The sequence below is a fragment of the Pseudoalteromonas sp. ND6B genome, from assembly GCF_000764215.1.
GTDB lineage: Bacteria > Pseudomonadota > Gammaproteobacteria > Enterobacterales > Alteromonadaceae > Pseudoalteromonas > Pseudoalteromonas tetraodonis.
In genome coordinates, this window is sequence record NZ_JQFL01000066.1 from 1 (window position 1) to 16,687 (window position 16,687).

The 16,687-nt window shown below is 39.6% G+C and carries 15 protein-coding genes; 12 read left to right on the forward strand and 3 right to left on the reverse strand.

What is annotated here, in order from left to right:
• From ND6B_RS04445 to purF, 7 genes are all read left to right on the forward strand, one after another.
• Window positions 1-1,463, forward strand: a 1,463-nt coding sequence (locus ND6B_RS04445) for a FimV/HubP family polar landmark protein (RefSeq protein ID WP_033103995.1), incomplete at its 5' end; no start/stop codon positions are given.
• A gap of 166 nt (window positions 1,464-1,629) precedes the next feature.
• The gene (gene truA, locus ND6B_RS04440; protein WP_016899264.1) at window positions 1,630-2,424 is read left to right on the forward strand and encodes a tRNA pseudouridine(38-40) synthase TruA; all 795 of its coding nucleotides are present in this window, start codon (window positions 1,630-1,632) and stop codon (window positions 2,422-2,424) included.
• Window positions 2,425-2,600: 176 nt separating this feature from the next.
• Window positions 2,601-3,476 (forward strand): acetyl-CoA carboxylase, carboxyltransferase subunit beta, encoded by an 876-nt coding sequence (gene accD, locus ND6B_RS04435; protein ID WP_013465465.1) that lies wholly within the window; start codon window positions 2,601-2,603, stop codon window positions 3,474-3,476.
• Between the two features lie 25 nt (window positions 3,477-3,501).
• On the forward strand, window positions 3,502-4,767 hold the full coding sequence (gene folC / locus ND6B_RS04430; protein WP_033103996.1) for a bifunctional tetrahydrofolate synthase/dihydrofolate synthase: 1,266 nt from the start codon (window positions 3,502-3,504) through the stop codon (window positions 4,765-4,767).
• Window positions 4,768-4,778: 11 nt separating this feature from the next.
• On the forward strand, window positions 4,779-5,402 hold the full coding sequence (locus ND6B_RS04425) for an SPOR domain-containing protein (RefSeq protein ID WP_013465463.1): 624 nt from the start codon (window positions 4,779-4,781) through the stop codon (window positions 5,400-5,402).
• Between the two features lie 280 nt (window positions 5,403-5,682).
• Complete coding sequence (locus ND6B_RS04420) at window positions 5,683-6,177, forward strand: CvpA family protein (protein WP_024601787.1); 495 nt, start codon at window positions 5,683-5,685, stop codon at window positions 6,175-6,177.
• Window positions 6,178-6,195: 18 nt separating this feature from the next.
• Window positions 6,196-7,722: an amidophosphoribosyltransferase gene (gene purF / locus ND6B_RS04415; protein WP_013465461.1), complete on the forward strand. Its 1,527-nt coding sequence runs from the start codon at window positions 6,196-6,198 to the stop codon at window positions 7,720-7,722.
• Window positions 7,723-7,809: 87 nt separating this feature from the next.
• On the opposite strand, the gene ND6B_RS04410 is transcribed toward purF, so the two are convergent.
• Entirely contained in the window at window positions 7,810-8,409 is a 600-nt protein-coding gene (locus ND6B_RS04410) for a Yip1 family protein (protein ID WP_033103997.1), read from the reverse strand.
• A gap of 199 nt (window positions 8,410-8,608) precedes the next feature.
• Between ND6B_RS04410 and miaE the strand changes: the two genes are divergently transcribed.
• The 4 genes from miaE (at window position 8,609) to ND6B_RS04400 (ending at window position 13,727) form a co-directional block, all read left to right on the forward strand.
• Complete coding sequence (miaE, locus tag ND6B_RS04405) at window positions 8,609-9,379, forward strand: tRNA isopentenyl-2-thiomethyl-A-37 hydroxylase MiaE (RefSeq protein ID WP_013465460.1); 771 nt, start codon at window positions 8,609-8,611, stop codon at window positions 9,377-9,379.
• Between the two features lie 195 nt (window positions 9,380-9,574).
• Window positions 9,575-10,849 (forward strand): DUF3369 domain-containing protein, encoded by a 1,275-nt coding sequence (locus ND6B_RS20440; RefSeq protein ID WP_235420565.1) that lies wholly within the window; start codon window positions 9,575-9,577, stop codon window positions 10,847-10,849.
• On the forward strand, window positions 10,809-11,801 hold the full coding sequence (locus tag ND6B_RS20445) for an EAL domain-containing protein (RefSeq protein ID WP_235420566.1): 993 nt from the start codon (window positions 10,809-10,811) through the stop codon (window positions 11,799-11,801). Before ND6B_RS20440 ends, ND6B_RS20445 begins: the two co-directional genes overlap by 41 nt.
• 33 nt (window positions 11,802-11,834) lie before the next feature.
• The gene (locus tag ND6B_RS04400; protein ID WP_235420567.1) at window positions 11,835-13,727 is read left to right on the forward strand and encodes a sensor histidine kinase; all 1,893 of its coding nucleotides are present in this window, start codon (window positions 11,835-11,837) and stop codon (window positions 13,725-13,727) included.
• 12 nt (window positions 13,728-13,739) lie between these two features.
• On the opposite strand, the gene ND6B_RS04395 is transcribed toward ND6B_RS04400, so the two are convergent.
• Window positions 13,740-14,474, reverse strand: coding sequence for a UDP-2,3-diacylglucosamine diphosphatase (locus tag ND6B_RS04395; protein ID WP_033103998.1), 735 nt, complete (start codon window positions 14,472-14,474; stop codon window positions 13,740-13,742).
• 67 nt (window positions 14,475-14,541) lie between these two features.
• Entirely contained in the window at window positions 14,542-15,033 is a 492-nt protein-coding gene (locus tag ND6B_RS04390) for a peptidylprolyl isomerase (protein WP_013465455.1), read from the reverse strand.
• A 144-nt stretch (window positions 15,034-15,177) separates the two neighbouring features.
• Between ND6B_RS04390 and cysS the strand changes: the two genes are divergently transcribed.
• On the forward strand, window positions 15,178-16,557 hold the full coding sequence (gene cysS, locus ND6B_RS04385; protein WP_013465454.1) for a cysteine--tRNA ligase: 1,380 nt from the start codon (window positions 15,178-15,180) through the stop codon (window positions 16,555-16,557).
• The last annotated feature ends 130 nt before the right edge of the window (window positions 16,558-16,687 follow it).

Genomic DNA, 16,687 nt, shown 5'->3' on the forward strand with positions numbered 1-16,687 from the left:
TTGAAGCAGAGCCTGAGCTTGAAGCAGAGCCTGAACTTGAAGCAGAGCCTGAACTTGAAGCAGAGCCTGAACTTGAAGCAAAGCCTGAACTTGAAGCAGAGCCTGAACTTGAAGCAGAACCAGAGCTTGAAGCTGAGCCTGAGCTTGAAGTAGAGCCTGAGCTTGAACAAGATCCTGAGTTTGACGTTGAATCAGAAGATGACTTTACCGATACGTCTTCAACCTTACTCGACCCAGAAGATGCGCTCGACGAGTACGACGGTGAAAACTTTAAAAGCGTTGATGATCTTTTAAGTGAACTTGAGCAAACAAGCGATGAAGGTGAACACGTTCCTGATTGGTCACTCGACGATTTAAACGATGAGCTTGATGAAGATGAAATTGATTTAGGTGATGATCCGCTTGCTGGTGATATCCAAAACAATGATTTATCGACAGATGACGATGAGCTATACGAGCCAGAAATAGTTACACCGAGTGAAGAGCTTGAAGAGTATCCTGAGTTAGAGCTTGATGATGAGTTGCCTTTATCTGATGAAGAGCATCAATTACTAACACCAGAAGAGCTACAAGGTGATAATTTAGACGGTGATGCAACGGGCATGTCACCAAGTCAAGCAGAGCAAGATCTCGCTAATGCACTATCCGCAGGCAATGATCTCGATAGCTTAGAAGACGATTTTGATGATGAATTATTACTAGACAATGAGTTTTCAGAGTCAAACACTGCGCAAGGTCTAGATAATGAAGCTTCAGAGCCTGAAAAGCTGACTGAACAAATTACAGATGAGCAAAGCGTTAGCACAGACGATGAGTTTGATGATGAACAACTTGATGTTTTAGCTGAATCATCAGAGTTTACTGACGAGCAAACGAACGCTGACCGTGAAGCTGATTTAACGCAAAGCCCAGTATCGCCAGAATCAGACATGATTTCAGATGATGAGCTTGACGATGAGTTCATGGCTGATTTAACACAAACTGATTTTGATGCCTTGCTTAATGAACTGGCAGAACCTGAAAATGTTGATTTAAGTGACAGCAGTGAGTTTGATGTTGATTTTAATAGCTTACTAAGTGAAGACTTAGCTGACGAAAGCGCATCCTCGTTGCAAGAGCCTATTGAGCAACCTGAGGTTACTGAGCCATTAGCGCAGGATGACTTTGTTGATATTGATGCATTGTTAGAGCAAAGCGATGAAGCTGATTTAGATCACGAACCTTACACAGACGTCGATATGGATGTTGGTTTAGGTGAGTATGATTCACTTCTGGCTGGTGATAACCCTATGGATGTTGATACCCAAAGCGGGGGTTACTCAGCTAAGCTTGACCTTGCACATGCTTATATTGAGATTGATGATGCAGACTCAGCAGTTAAAATCCTGGATGAGATCATTAATAATGGCCCGGATGATGTGCAAGAAGAAGCGCAAAGCTTAAAGGCTAAACTTAAAAATTAATAACCAAGCTCCTGTAAGGTATGGTTGATATGAAAACCCGTTATTAGTGATGCTAATAGCGGGTTTTTTGTATTGCATAGTTAGGAACCTTAGTTCGCTGCTTTTATTGGGACGCCATATAGCATAAAATGCAGCGTCGATTAGCACAGTAGGTAAAGCAGTAATTATGCGAGTAGCACTTGGAGTAGAATACAATGGCGCACGTTACAGTGGTTGGCAGCGTCAATCACACGTAAATAGTGTACAACAAGAAGTAGAAAAAGCGTTGTCGCGCATTTGTAATCATCCAGTTGAAATTGTATGTGCAGGGCGTACCGATGCCGGTGTACATGGCACTGGACAAGTAGTGCATTTTGATACACATGCTGAGCGTGAAATGGTGGCCTTTACATTAGGTATGAACACCTTATTACCCAAAGATATTGCTATTCGTTTTGCACAACCTGTGGCGGAAGACTTTCATGCCCGCTTTAGTGCAACTGCTCGTCGTTATCGTTATGTTATTTACAATTATGCGTTTCGTGGTGCGGTATTAAATGAAGGTGTTACACATTTTCATCACCCACTAGATGAAGTGAAAATGCAGCAGGCGTGTCAATATTTACTAGGTGAGCATGACTTTACCTCGTTTAGAGCGCTGCACTGCCAAGCTAATACGGCAACGCGAACGATTCATCATTTATCGGTACAGCGCCAAGGTGCTTATGTCATTATTGATATTAAAGCCAATGCGTTTTTACACCATATGGTACGTAATATTACGGGTTGTTTAATGGATATTGGCTTACACAAACATGAACCAATTTGGTTAAAAGAGCTGCTAGATGTTAAAGAGCGAGCTAAAGCGAGCGCTACAGCAAAAGCAGCAGGTTTATATTTAGTGGATGTTGATTATCCAGATCATTTTAATATCCCTAGAACGCCGCTAGGACCATTGTTTTTAGCCGACAGTGATATTTGATAAGTAACGAGATGTGTATATTTTGAGGCTAAATTTATACGCTGTTATTCGTATTGCTAACTACTAAGACCAGTTTTTTATACCGTGACAGCGTAATTCATGTTTTAATTGGAAAAATTTGTTTGCATGGTTAACATGTAGACTCGCGACACAGAACAGCATTAAGAGAGTTGCAAATGAGTTGGCTAGAAAAAATCTTACCAAAAACGACTAAATCTTCAGGTCGTAAAGAAATTCCAGAAGGTGTATGGGCTAAATGTACGTCATGTGATTCAATTTTATATAAAGCAGAATTAGAAAAATCACTGAACGTATGCCCTAAATGCGATCATCATATGCGTGTTAGTGGTCGTAAACGTCTTGAACAGTTTTTAGATGAAGGCGATCGTCACGAGTTAGGTGCCCAACACGAACCTAAAGATGTGCTTAAATTTAGAGACTCAAAAAAATACTCAGATCGTATCAATGCAGCTCAAAAGTCAAGCGGTGAAAAAGACGCGCTTGTCGCAATGAAAGGGAACCTAAAAGGCATTCCGGTTGCTGCTGTTGCATTTGAATTCTCATTTATGGGTGGCTCAATGGCATCGGTAGTGGGTGCTCGTTTTGTTGACGCGGTTGACCAATGTTTAGAGCATAATATGCCGCTGATTTGTTTTTCTGCATCGGGCGGTGCTCGTATGCAAGAAGCCCTTATGTCACTTATGCAAATGGCTAAAACCAGTGCGGCACTGGCTAAAATGACTGAAAAAGGCCTACCGTTTATTTCTGTAATGACAGATCCAACAATGGGTGGTGTATCAGCATCATTGGCAATGCTTGGTGATATTAATGTTGCAGAGCCTAAAGCTTTGATTGGTTTTGCCGGTCCGCGTGTTATTGAACAAACTGTTCGCGAAACGCTACCAGAGGGTTTCCAACGCAGTGAATTCTTGTTAGAACATGGCGCAATCGACATGATTATAGACCGTCGCGAAATGCGCGATACGCTAGCACGTATCTTAGCAAAATTTATGAACTTGCCTTCTACGGAACAAGAGCATAGAGTAGCGTAAATTTCAGCTTTACTGATTACATGCTATGACAAAAACAATTCCTAGCCAATCATCAAGCCTTGATGATTGGCTTTGTTATTTAGAGAGTGTTCACCCTGCTAATATAGAAATGGGTTTAGAACGCGTTGCTCGTGTTGCTAACAACATTGGGCTTTTAACCTCCTCAAGTAAAATCATTCTTATTGCAGGCACCAATGGCAAAGGCACAACAGCACGTTGTTTAGAGTCACTGTTATTAGCCCAAGGTTATCGTGTTGGTACGTATGCTTCTCCGCATTTAATTCGTTACAATGAGCGCGTACGCGTTGATGGCGCAGAGCTTGACGATCAATACCATGTCGATGCGTTTAATTTATTAGAACAAGGTCGTGGTGACACCCCACTGACATATTTTGAATATGGCACCTTAGGCGCGTTAGCAATATTCAAGCGTTTAGAGGTTGATTACGTGCTGTTAGAGGTAGGTTTAGGCGGGCGTTTTGACGCGACCAATATTGTTACCCCCTATGCCAGCATCATCACCACCATCGACTTAGATCATAAAGAATACTTAGGTGACACGCGTGAATTAGTTGCTTATGATAAAGCGGGTATTTTTCGAGAGAGTACTCCTGCAATTATTGGGGACTTAAATATTCCACATACAATGACCGATTATGGTAAAGAAATTAACGCTAATATGGTGTTATTTGGCAGCGACTTTATTTTTAAAGAGCACGCGCAGAGTTTTAGTTGGCAATTTAAAGAGCATAATCTTGAGTTACCTAAACCAGCAATCCCATGTCAAAATGTAGCCACGGCATTAACCGCTCTATCGGTATTAAACTTATTACCGAGCGATGAGGTGATTACTCAGTGTTTAGCGAACTTAGTCGTTGAGGGACGTTTTCAACAACTAAGTGCAGAGCCATTAGTGTATACCGATGTAGCACATAACCCTGAATCAGCTCGCTATTTAGCGACTAAATTAGCAAGCTATAAAGATAAAGGCTTTAAAATTCATGCATTAGCCGCTATGCTTGCTGATAAAGATAAGGTTGGTGTGCTTAAAGAAGTTAGTGATGTAGTAGATGAATGGTCGTTTGCGAGCTTAGAGGGCCCACGCGGCGATAGCGCTGCTAATTTACATCAGGCACTTTTAAGCATTCCTAATAGTTATTTTAAACAGGGTTATAATAGCGTAGAGGCAGCATTGGATGCTATCTTGCCAAACCAGCCAACTAACACACTATTAATTGTATTTGGTTCATTTTTTACCGTGGCTGGCGCTATTCATTACTTTAAAAAATAGAGAGGATGTCGGTGAACTCAGGTTTTATTAATCGCTTAGTCGGAACAAGTATTGTGGTGATCGCAGCAATTGTGTTTATTCCCAATATACTCGATGGTGAAAAAGTGCACTATAAAGAAGGCTTTAAAGCGATTCCAGAACGCTCTGAGTTCAAGACCATTGATTTGCAAGAATCAATCGATCAAAAAGTGGCAAATGCACAGCCTTTAAAAGAGGATGAAGTTGAAGATATTCAGCCTGATGATGCCGCATTTGAACAGCAAAACAGTGCTGCTCAAACAGACATTACCGACCAGCCTGCAATGGTTGAAGCGGTAATACCTGATACAAACCAAAGCAGTACGGCTGCAATTCAAGAACCTACGCGCCCAGCTAACGAAAACTTAACTAGCATGGCGTATGTTATTCAGTTAGGTAGTTTTTCACATGCAGCCAATGTAAAAGCGCTGCAAGCTAAGCTCAAGGCTAAAGGGTTTAAAACTTTTACTAAACCAGTTAAAACGCCAAATGGGACGTTAACGAAAGTTTTTGTCGGACCATCACTGAATAAACAAGAACTGCAATCTCAACTTCCTGCACTTAAAGAGTTAACCAAACTCAACGGTAAAGTCACCCAATTTGAAGTGACCAAATAAATTCAATAAAAGGAAGTGTGTTTATCGCGAGATATTACACACTTACCTCGTCTTATTTTATACGTTTAAATAGACCTTTATCGCTTATCAATGCCCACACAAAAATAGCAAAATAGATGCGCTATAAACAAAATGTTTGTTGTTTTTATAACGGTGAGACTGCGCTATTTTTAATCTAAAAATGGTGCGTGTTTACTCACCTGTAATCTCACGCTTAAACTTGCATCACAAGGAGGTTTAGGTATAGAATGCGCCCAAAATTAGCGACTAATTGGTTCTTATGATCTGGGTTGATTACGCCATTCTTGGCATTATTGCACTCTCTACCATCATCGGTTTAATACGCGGCTTTGTTAAAGAAGCTATGTCATTAGCGGTATGGGCAGGGGCTTTCATCATCTCCAGCTTATTTTATCAATATTTAGCTTCCTTCCTAACATCCATTTCTGAACCCCTTTTAAGAAATGCGGCGGCCATTGCCATATTATTCTTTGCGACGCTATTGTTAGGCGGTTTACTAAACTATATTTTAGGTGAGCTTGTACAGCGAACCGGATTATCCGGCACAGACCGTGTTTTTGGTGTGGTGTTTGGTGCTCTTCGAGGCGTGTTGGTCGTGAGCGCGTTACTCTTCTTTCTTGATGCTTTTACTGGTGCGCCAAGTACGCATTGGTGGGGCAACTCTATTTTGATTCCAGAATTTGGCTTTGTAGTTGAATGGTTCTTTTCGTACCTAGAAAACAACTCGAGCTTTTTAAATTCAGTAAACCGTTAATCGGCGAGGATAAATTACATGTGTGGTATCGTTGGAATAGTCGGAACATCGCCAGTTAATCAGGCGATTTATGATGGCTTAACCGTTTTGCAACACCGTGGCCAAGATGCTGCGGGTATCATAACTATTGAGAACAATACATTTAGCTTGCGCAAAGCAAATGGCCTAGTGAAAGATGTATTTCACACTCGTCATATGAAACGTTTGCAAGGCAATATTGGCATTGGCCATGTGCGTTACCCAACAGCGGGTTCTTCAAGTTCGTCAGAGGCTCAGCCGTTTTATGTAAACTCTCCATTTGGTATAGCGCTTGCGCATAATGGTAACTTAACCAATGCCGAGTCGTTAAAAGAGCAGTTATTTTCAGAGGCACGTCGCCATGTTAATACGACCTCTGATTCTGAAATTTTACTTAACATCATGGCGCATGAGCTAAGTAAATCAGACAAACTAAAATTAGACCCTGAAGATATTTTCACCGCGGTTACTGAAGTTAACAATAAAGTAAGTGGCGGTTATGCCACTATCGCCATGATTATTGGTCATGGTATTGTGGCGTTTCGCGATCCAAACGGTATTCGTCCATTGGTGTTTGGTAAACGTGAATCAGCAAACGGCACTGAATACATGTTTGCCTCAGAAAGCGTAGCATTAAAGCCTGACGGTTTTGAATTTGTTCGTGACGTTGCACCAGGCGAAGCTATTTATGTCACTGAAAATGGAGAGTTTCACTCTTTAAGCTGTGCAGATAAAGTGTCTTACTCACCGTGTATTTTTGAATTTGTTTATTTTGCGCGACCGGATTCAACCATTGACCGTATGTCAGTGTATGCAGCGCGTGTAAATATGGGGACTAAGTTAGGTGAAAAAGTAGCGCGTGAATGGGCAGACAAAGACATTGATGTGGTTATTCCTATTCCTGAAACCTCGTGTGATATTGCATTAGAAATGGCACGCGTGCTTGACTTACCGTATCGCCAAGGCTTTGTTAAAAATCGTTATATTGGTCGTACGTTTATTATGCCTGGCCAAGAGCTTCGTAAAAAATCAGTTCGCCAAAAACTCAATGCGATTGACCGTGAGTTTAAAGGTAAAAATGTCCTACTTGTTGATGACTCAATTGTACGTGGTACCACCTCGGCACAAATTGTAGAGATGGCACGCGAGTCAGGCGCTAAAAATGTTTACTTTGCATCAGCAGCACCTGAAATACGCTTTCCAAATGTATACGGTATAGATATGCCATCTGCGGCAGAACTTATTGCACACGGCCGTGAAGTAGAAGATATTAACCAAAGCATTAGCTCTGATGGTTTAATCTTTCAATCGTTAAGCGATTTAATTGCTGCCGTTAGCCAAGAAAACCCAGAGATCACTAAGTTTGAAACATCAGTGTTTGACGGACAATACATTACTGGCGACATTGATCAAGATTACTTAAACCGTATAGATAAGCTGCGCAACGATTCAGCTAAAAGCATCCGTGAAAACGCAATGTCATCTGGTTTAGAAATACATAATCAAGATGAAAACGAATCTGATTAATAATGTAATGTTAGCCTGATAGTATTTTAAGGCTAATAAAAAAAGGAGCTTAACAGCTCCTTTTTTGCGTCTATAGAAAAGGAATATTTAAGTAAACATGGGGCTGATAATACCGTTGGTCCATAGCATAGCGGTAAGTGCTAATATAATAACCAGTAAAATTAATCCACAGGTAACAACAGAGCTTGCATAAATAAAGCCGCGCTCTTGCGGAATGTGCATCAAAATTGGCACGCCGGTGTACAGTAAATAAACTGAGTAGGCGAGTGCAACTAATCCAACACACACCACAAACCACAGCTCAGGCCAAAAAGCTGCCAATGCCGACATAAACACCGGTGTAGCGGTATAAGCTGCCAGCTCAATTGTTTGGGTAAAAGTCGGTTTAGCACCAAAAGTAACCGCCATCCAATGGGCTAAATAGGCCAGTGCAAATACACCGCCAATTAAAGCGACATACATGGCTGCGCCAATCATCAGTGCGCTTTCATGGGTTAAAAATACTGGATTACCTGTACCTATACTCCAGCCTAAGTAAACCGATGAGTAGTACCCCATTACAGAGGGAAATAAAGCGATAAGCAAAATGTGCGATAAGCTATAGGTTAAGCTTTCGTGACGGTTATCAATTGTTTGCCATTCTTCGAGTGGATGGGCGTATAAACCCCATAGGTGATTTAGTATCATTGCGTGCTCTCCATAAAAGGATATATTACTGTTTGGTTATAATTGGTTTGTTTTTATACAGTCCATTTAGTTATGGTTCAGTAAGTATACAAAGTCAAGTTATCCACATGCTTGCAATAAGGGCGAGTGTTTATTTTATTCAGAGTAATATTTCATGTTAAAATGCCATAATCGCAATTTTTAGCAATGAGTAGTCAGCGTGCCACATAGCCAGCTTTTAGAGCCAATTAACAATTTTTTATTATGCAGTACTCCTGATGAGTGGGTTGAACAAGCAATCAAAAAAGAAAACTTACCCATCATATTAATTGATCACTTAATATGTGAATTAAAAGCGGCGCAAAGTGCCATGTTTTTAATTCGTAAGTATGCGGTAGATAAAGAGAGCAGTGATGCACTGCTTGAATGGCTTAAACCGTTTGAAACGCTTATTTATAAACGTGAGGGAAATTGGCGTGATTTAGCGGCTAAAAATAAACTCACTAAATCCATTATCCCTAAATCTGACTCGCCTTATGGCCAAGATTTAATTGATAAAATGGTAATGCTGATAAAAGAAGAGCTGCATCATTTCTATCAAGTGCTCGAAATTATGGATGAATACGGTGTTGAATATAAAAGTATAACGCCATGTCGTTATGCCAAAGGCATGCTACGCAATGTTAAAACGTTTGAGCCTAATGCCTTAGTTGATAAGCTTATTGTAGGTGCTTACATAGAAGCTCGCTCGTGTGAACGCTTTGCCAAGCTTGCACCCCATGTAGATAAACGCTTAGGGGATTTTTATATTTCATTGCTGCGCTCTGAGGCACGTCATTACCAAGATTATTTAACCCTTGCTCAAGACATTGCTGATTTTGATATTACCGAGCGGGTAAAAGAATTTGCTGAAATAGAAGCACAGTTAATTTTATCTGATGACGAAGACTTTAAGTTTCACAGTGGAACACCGTTAAGTAAAAGTGCTTAGTATACTTGAGTGCTACAAATGGGTTATGTTGTTGTAGCACATACTTTAGTATCAAAATTATTTTTAAATTAGACACTTCCAAAACTCTCTCCTAATATTTAAGCAAGTCGAATTTTGAGTTATCAACGGTCTATATTGCTTTGTAATTCATTTTAATAAAAGGGCCATACCTTATTTATTATTGGGTGAGAATGTATGCAAGATAAAGAGGGATTATTTGTATTTGCAGCTGAAGAAGAACAAGCAGATACAGATCTGAAAACTTGGAAAATATTAACCGTTGAGGATGATCTTGATTATCAAAACGCGTTAGTTAACAGCTTAAAAGAGCTAAAAGCCAAAGATGGTTATAAATACGAGTTGTTAACAGCAAATTCGGTACCAGAGGCGGCTTTGGCGTTGAGCATGCACCCTGATATTGCACTTATTTTTATAGATGTGGTGATGGAGGAGGATGACTCAGGTCTGCGTTTAGTGAATACTATTCGAGAGGTCATCGGTAACGCAGAAATGCGTATTGTGCTCTTAACAGGGCAACCTGGTTTTGCACCAGAGAGCGATATCATGAAAATGCTCGATATCGATGAATACTGGAATAAATCAGACCTATCTGCCGAGAAGCTGCAATCAATTGTTAATAGCAACATGCGCACTTGGGAGTATATCTCACAAATTAGGTCAGCCAAGCAAGGTTTACAGTTGGTGCTTGATGCATCTAGAAGTATTAACGGTAAGCACGATATGGCCTCTTTCTCTTATGCTGTGCTTAAAGAAATTAGCAACATTTTAAAAATAACCGAAGGGGGTGGTATTTTTTGTTCGAGTAATTCAGACCCTAGCTCTGAATGTTTAATACTCTCAACCCATGGTTGCTTTAGTGGCATTAAAGGGCAACCTGTGGGACCTAATCTGCCTGCAGAAATGCTGCAAGACTTTAAACAAGCGATTAGAGAGCGTCGTCATATTTTTTCAAAGCACCACAGTGTGTTTTTTTTCGAAACGCCAGATCAGCAGGGCGCTGATTACATAACTATCGTCAAATCAGACAACCCAATTAGTGAGCAAAATGAGTATTTACTAAAAGTATTTAGCGAAAATGTGAGCACGGGATTTGCTAATATTTCGTTATTAAATCGGTTAACAGAGCTTGCTTATACCGATGTGTCACTTAACTTGCAAAACCGTAACTGGCTAACCCGTGAAATAAAAAACATGAATGCGCAGGAGCGGTTAAAAACGCGATTAGTCATTTTTGATATCTATCAATTTGACGAAAAAGCATTTACCTTTGGTTATGAATTTTGTAATAAATTAATGAAGTTAGTTTACCAGAGTATTGTTGATAGCTTTACTAGGTATGACCCCCGCATAGCATTGATTAGTAACAAAGCGTTTGGCATGTTAGTGAGCGTTGACTTTGATATCTCAGATGCAGTTAGTTACTTTCAAAATAAAAAAATTCGAAATTGAACAAGTTAAGCAATACATTGATGTGCGTATTTTAGAATTAAAATTAAGTGTAGCTTTAAACCTTCCCCCAGAAAAAGTCATCAGCTTGGCAGAGTCAAGTTTGAACTCTTCGCAGGTTAATCAAGCAAAGTATATTCAGCATACCGAGGAAAAAACAGATCAAATTACTCGTCGATATGAGCTGATGGCTGAGCTCAGAACGGCTATAGGTAATAAAAGTTTACAGGTGGCGTTACAACCCAAAATCAGCTTATCAACCTTGAAACCAGTAGGTTTTGAAGCGCTTGCTAGGTGGCAAAGAGCCGATGGTAGTTTTGTTCGCCCTGATGAATTTATAGAGTTAGCTGAAACAGTCGGATTAATTAATGAACTAGACCATGTGATTTTCGAAAAAATACTAGAGACTATTAATCAACTTAAAGAGCAAGGCTGCAACTTACCCGTTGCATTTAATGCATCCTCTTATGATTTAGTTGAACCTAGTTACTTTGAGCAAATAAAAACTAAAATTGAAGAGTACAACATTCTGCCTTCTATGCTTGAGCTAGAGGTGACAGAAACGCAAGCCATAAGTAACTATAACTTAATTAAAGAAGCACTTGAACGGTTTATCACCTTAGGTATGAAAGTCAGCATTGATGACTTTGGCACTGGTTACTCGTCGTTAGCTCACATTAATGAAATACCGTCTACGTCGATAAAAATAGATCGCTACTTTGTTAGTGATCTTGAATTTAATGACAATAATCAGTACATGATTAAGATGATATTATCTTTAGCGAATCAGTTTAACTTTTCGGTAATTGCTGAAGGTGTTGAGAATGAATTTGAGGCTCAGTGGTTACATCAGCAGGGGTGCGAAACTGCTCAAGGATACTACTTTTCTAAACCATTATTTTTAAAAGATTTAATTGTGTGGCTAAAACAGTTTGAAGTGTGTAAGAATGAATAGCTTCAGTAGCTTTCCGATCGGCTCAAAAAAAGTGTGTTATTAAAGTCTTCGTTCAGTTTATTTATCACTTTATTTATTGGCTGGCTTATATACGAACAAACATATCAAGAAAAAATAAATACCATAAAAGCTAAGCAAGATGAAAAGTTAGTCCTTATCAGTAGTGACTTTTCCTCGGAGATCAGTAATATCAAAATGCTAACTCGGATACTAGCGCAAGCGCCAGTATTAAAGAGCAATAGTAAAAGTGCCTCGTCAGCGCTCAGACAAAGTAGAGCTGAGATAAACAACTATTTTCTAGATTTTGTAGCTACCACCGACAATATCTCTCAGATTCGCTGGCTAGATAAGCACGGGCAAGAGCAATACCGCATTAACGCAGTGAATGGTGTTGGCGAAATTGTATCGCCAGGTGGTTTGCAAAATAAGCAAACCCGTTACTACTTTCAAAAAGGGATGCAGGTCAGTGCGCCTGACATTTTTGCCACAGAAATAGATTTAAATATCGAACGCAACCAAATTGTAATGCCTCATCAACCAACAATCCGTGTAACCTACCGTACGGATAAAGAAAATTATCTATTAGATGGTTTGCTAGTGGTAAACTTTAACTTAGATTATTTGTTTGATCAGATTAAAAGTTACAACCAAGAGAGCACTTTAATTAGCATTTTAAACCACGATGGCTTTTGGTTATTAAATACTGATGCTGAATTAGAGTGGGGGTTTATGTATGGTAAAAATGAGCAAACACTCGCTTTAAAAAAACCAGAGCTTTGGCAGCAAATTATTGATGGCAATGTAGAATATGGTTCGCACTTTTTTAACTATAATCTTTATACCTACCGCCGTTTTTCTATTTTTTCGTTGCGCGAGAACAAAGGTAGAATTAGCAATGCTGACAAAGAATTAATTATTCTTATAAGTAGCCCCAATGAATTGTTAATAACTGTACGAAATGCGGCCTTACGGTTAGCGTTAATTTGCAGTGGATTACTATGTTTAATTAGCTTTGGTTTTATTTATCGTGAGTATAAGTTTCAAAATCAGCTATTAGCCCTGTCACATAAATTACATATTGAAAAGATAGAACTAGATATCGTTAACCGTGAGCTTGATGCCACAATTAAGCAGCAGCAACTGCAAGAAGGGTTAATTGAAGCGCAAAAACTATCCTCATTAGGGTTGCTCGTGGCAGGTGTTGCTCATGAAATGAATACGCCTATCGGTGGAGCCGTTATTTCTGTTTCAAATGCAGATATGGCATTGAATAAATTAAATGAAGCGATGAAACAGGGGCTGACTAAATCAACGTTAGAAAGTACTACAACAAGTATTGGAGAGAACCTAGCGCTGGCTAAAATTAATTTAAATAAAACCGCCGTATTAGTAAAAAGTTTTAAAAAAATGGCGATTGATCGCCATAATGATGAATTTATAGCATGTGATATTGAAAAAATTATTGAAGAGCTATTATTGTCATTAAACTCCAGGTTAAAAAACTCGCCAATAAAAGTGAAAACTGTTTTTTTACTTAATAAACAGATGATTAGCTTGCCAGGTATTATTTCTCAGGTTGTAGAAAACTTAGTGGTTAATGCGCTAAACCATGCTTTTGATGAAAAGCAGGAAGGGGTAATAGAAATAAAAGTCGAACAAGCGACTAATAATAGGGTGAGGCTGAGCGTGTCAGATAATGGCAAAGGTGTTGATGGTGAGATAAAGGCAGATATATTTGAACCCTTTTATACTACAGCTAGAGGTAAAGGTAACACGGGTTTAGGTTTATATATGGTTTATCAATGGGTAACCCAGGTTTTAAAAGGGGAGATTTCGTTGCAATCTGATCCACACAGTAATGAAGACTACAAAACACAATTTGTTATTTTACTGCCAGAGGTCGCGACAAAAACTCATTATCATTAATCAATAAAGGCGTTACAAAGGCATTGAAATTAATTGTTGTGACTCGGGGGTAACTACTAAATATGAACCTTGAGTGTACCAATCACCTAATACAGTGCGTGTTAATATATGATTATCAACTTTATAGGTATGTACATCAGGGCGGTGAGTATGGCCGTGGATCATATTAGCCACGTTATGTTTGTCGAAGGTTTCGAGTACTGCGCTTTGCACCACATCCAGTATTTCTATAGGTTTGTCTGCTTGGCTAAGTTTACTTTTTTCACGTGCATCACGCGCTATTTTTTTACGATACCACAATGGCATAGCAAGCATAAGTTTAGGCCACCACCAACCACGGCTCTTTCGACGAAACTTTTGGTACTCAACATCCTGGGTACACATTTCATCACCATGTAAAATTACAGTAGGTGTGCCGTAAAGGTCGATCACTGTTTGTTCATCGAGTAGAGTCATTCCTGCCATATTGGCGTATTTTTCACGCATGATAAAGTCGCGATTACCGTGTACAAAATAAATAGGAATACCTAAGTTATTAACTGCTTTTAGCTGCTCTGCCACTGCAGCTGAGAGTTCGCTAACATAATCGTCACCAACCCACACTTCAAAAAAATCACCTAAAATATATAGGGCGTCTACTTTTTGAGGAGTAATATGGGCGTGTAAAAATTTAAAAAATGCCGCTGTAATATCAGGGCGATTTTCACTCAAATGTAAATCGGCGATAAAGTAGGTTTGGCGAGTCATGGTGATTCCATTTAGATAAAAGCGGGTGAATACCCGCTTTATGTATTCTTTGAAGAATAATGCGGTCTTAGCTGACAGTTACACTTTCAATTACCACATCTTCAAGTGGTACATCTTGGTGGAAGCCATTGCTACCTGTAGCAACACCTTTGATTTTATTTACTACGTCCATGCCTTCTACTACTTCAGCAAACACACAGTAACCCCAGCCCTGTGATGTTTCACTGCTGTGGTTTAAAAAGTCGTTGTTATTTACGTTAATGAAAAATTGCGCTGTAGCTGAGTGTGGATCAGGCGTGCGTGCCATTGCTAATGTACCTACTTTGTTAGATAGGCCATTGTTCGCTTCATTTTCAATTGGGTCGTTTACTTCTTTTTGTTCCATACCCGGTGCAAAACCACCGCCTTGAACCATAAAACCATCAATTACACGATGAAAAATAGTGCCGTTATAAAAACCTGAGTTTGCATACTCTAAAAAGTTTTTTACTGTATTTGGAGCTTCGCTTTCGTGCATTTTAATGGTGATATCACCAAAATTTGTGTGTAGAACAACCATGAGATTTCCTATAGCTGGTTTGAATATTGACGCTATTTTATCGTAGTTGACCCAGATTAACAAAGAGCTTTGATAAACCGCTAGAGCCCATGCTTAGCAAGTGGTAACATAGCTTTTCTGTTAATCGTGAAGGAAAGCAACTAAATGGTACAAATATACAACACACTGACACGCCAAAAAGAAGAGTTTAAACCTATGGTCGATGGAAAAATCGACATGTATGTGTGTGGTATCACCATTTATGATTACTGTCACATTGGCCATGCACGCACATTTGTGGGTTTTGATGTAATTGTTCGCTACCTTCGCCACTTAGGTTACGATTTAAAGTATGTACGTAATATTACCGATGTTGATGATAAAATTATCAAGCGCGCAAATGAAAACGGTGAGGCGATTAACGACTTAACCGTTCGTATGACTAAAGCCATGCATGAAGACTTTGACAGTTTAAATATGCTACGTCCTGATATAGAGCCAACCGTAACCGGCCACATGGATGAAATTATTGCTATGGTTGAGCGTTTGATTGCCAAAGGCCACGCTTATGTTGCAGCCGATGGCGACGTTTTATTTGATGTTTCTACCTTTGAGCAATACGGAGCTCTTTCGCAACAAGATTTAACCATGTTGCAATCAGGTTCGCGTGTTGAAGTAGCTCAAGATAAAGACGATCCTCTTGATTTTGTTTTATGGAAAAAAGCCAAAGCAGGGGAGCCGTCATGGTCATCACCTTGGGGTGAGGGTCGCCCTGGTTGGCACATAGAATGTTCAGCAATGAGCTCTAAGCATTTAGGTGAGCATTTTGATATTCATGGTGGTGGTTCAGACCTACAGTTCCCGCACCACGAAAACGAAATCGCGCAATCGTGCTGTGCAAATAATGGCCAGTATGTAAATACTTGGATCCACACCGGTATGGTACAAGTGAACAAAGAGAAGATGTCTAAATCGTTAGATAACTTTTTTACCGTTCGTGAGGTATTAAAACAATACGATGCTGAGTCGGTTCGTTACTTTTTAATATCAGGTCATTACCGCAGTCAGCTCAATTACTCTCAAGAAAACTTAGACCAAGCACGTTCGTCTCTTGAGCGTATTTACACCGCATTACGTGGCGTTGAGCCAGTTGAATGTGAGCTTGAGGGTAATGAGTATGTGGCTAAGTTTAGAAAAGCCATGAATGATGACTTTAATTCGCCAGAAGCATTACCGGTTGTGTTTGAAGTTGCTAAAGAGCTAAATCGTGTAAAAGACAGTGATAGCGAAAAAGCAGGACATTTAGCCTTTATTCTTCGTAGCTTAGGTGAAATACTTGGTATTGCTCAACAAGCACCAGAGGCATTTTTACAAGGCGGTCAAAACGACGATGAAGTGGCTGAAATTGAGGCACTGATTGTAAAACGTAATGACGCACGTGCCAGTAAAAATTGGGCTGCAGCAGATGAAGCTCGCGATGCTCTAAATGCGTTAGGTGTAGTACTTGAAGATTCAGCGGGAAAAACAACGTGGCGTAAAGCTTAGCTACAACACGCGGAACACAAAAAAAGGGTTGCCATAGGGTAACCCTTTTTTGGTTATATCAATTGCATTAGATTGATTATGCTTTTAATAAAATTGATATTGTTGACCTCAATTATAGTTGAGGTTTTAA

Bases quoted from the DNA above. Each gene is read 5' to 3' on its own strand.
- truA (WP_016899264.1), top strand. From the start codon at position 1,630: ATGCGAGTAGCACTTGGAGTAGAATACAATGGCGCACGTTACAGTGGT.
- accD (WP_013465465.1), top strand. From the start codon at position 2,601: ATGAGTTGGCTAGAAAAAATCTTACCAAAAACGACTAAATCTTCAGGT.
- folC (WP_033103996.1), top strand. From the start codon at position 3,502: ATGACAAAAACAATTCCTAGCCAATCATCAAGCCTTGATGATTGGCTT.
- ND6B_RS04420 (WP_024601787.1), top strand. From the start codon at position 5,683: ATGATCTGGGTTGATTACGCCATTCTTGGCATTATTGCACTCTCTACC.
- purF (WP_013465461.1), top strand. From the start codon at position 6,196: ATGTGTGGTATCGTTGGAATAGTCGGAACATCGCCAGTTAATCAGGCG.
- ND6B_RS04410 (WP_033103997.1), bottom strand. From the start codon at position 8,409: ATGATACTAAATCACCTATGGGGTTTATACGCCCATCCACTCGAAGAA.
- ND6B_RS20440 (WP_235420565.1), top strand. From the start codon at position 9,575: ATGCAAGATAAAGAGGGATTATTTGTATTTGCAGCTGAAGAAGAACAA.
- ND6B_RS20445 (WP_235420566.1), top strand. From the start codon at position 10,809: ATGCAGTTAGTTACTTTCAAAATAAAAAAATTCGAAATTGAACAAGTT.
- ND6B_RS04395 (WP_033103998.1), bottom strand. From the start codon at position 14,474: ATGACTCGCCAAACCTACTTTATCGCCGATTTACATTTGAGTGAAAAT.
- ND6B_RS04390 (WP_013465455.1), bottom strand. From the start codon at position 15,033: ATGGTTGTTCTACACACAAATTTTGGTGATATCACCATTAAAATGCAC.
- cysS (WP_013465454.1), top strand. From the start codon at position 15,178: ATGGTACAAATATACAACACACTGACACGCCAAAAAGAAGAGTTTAAA.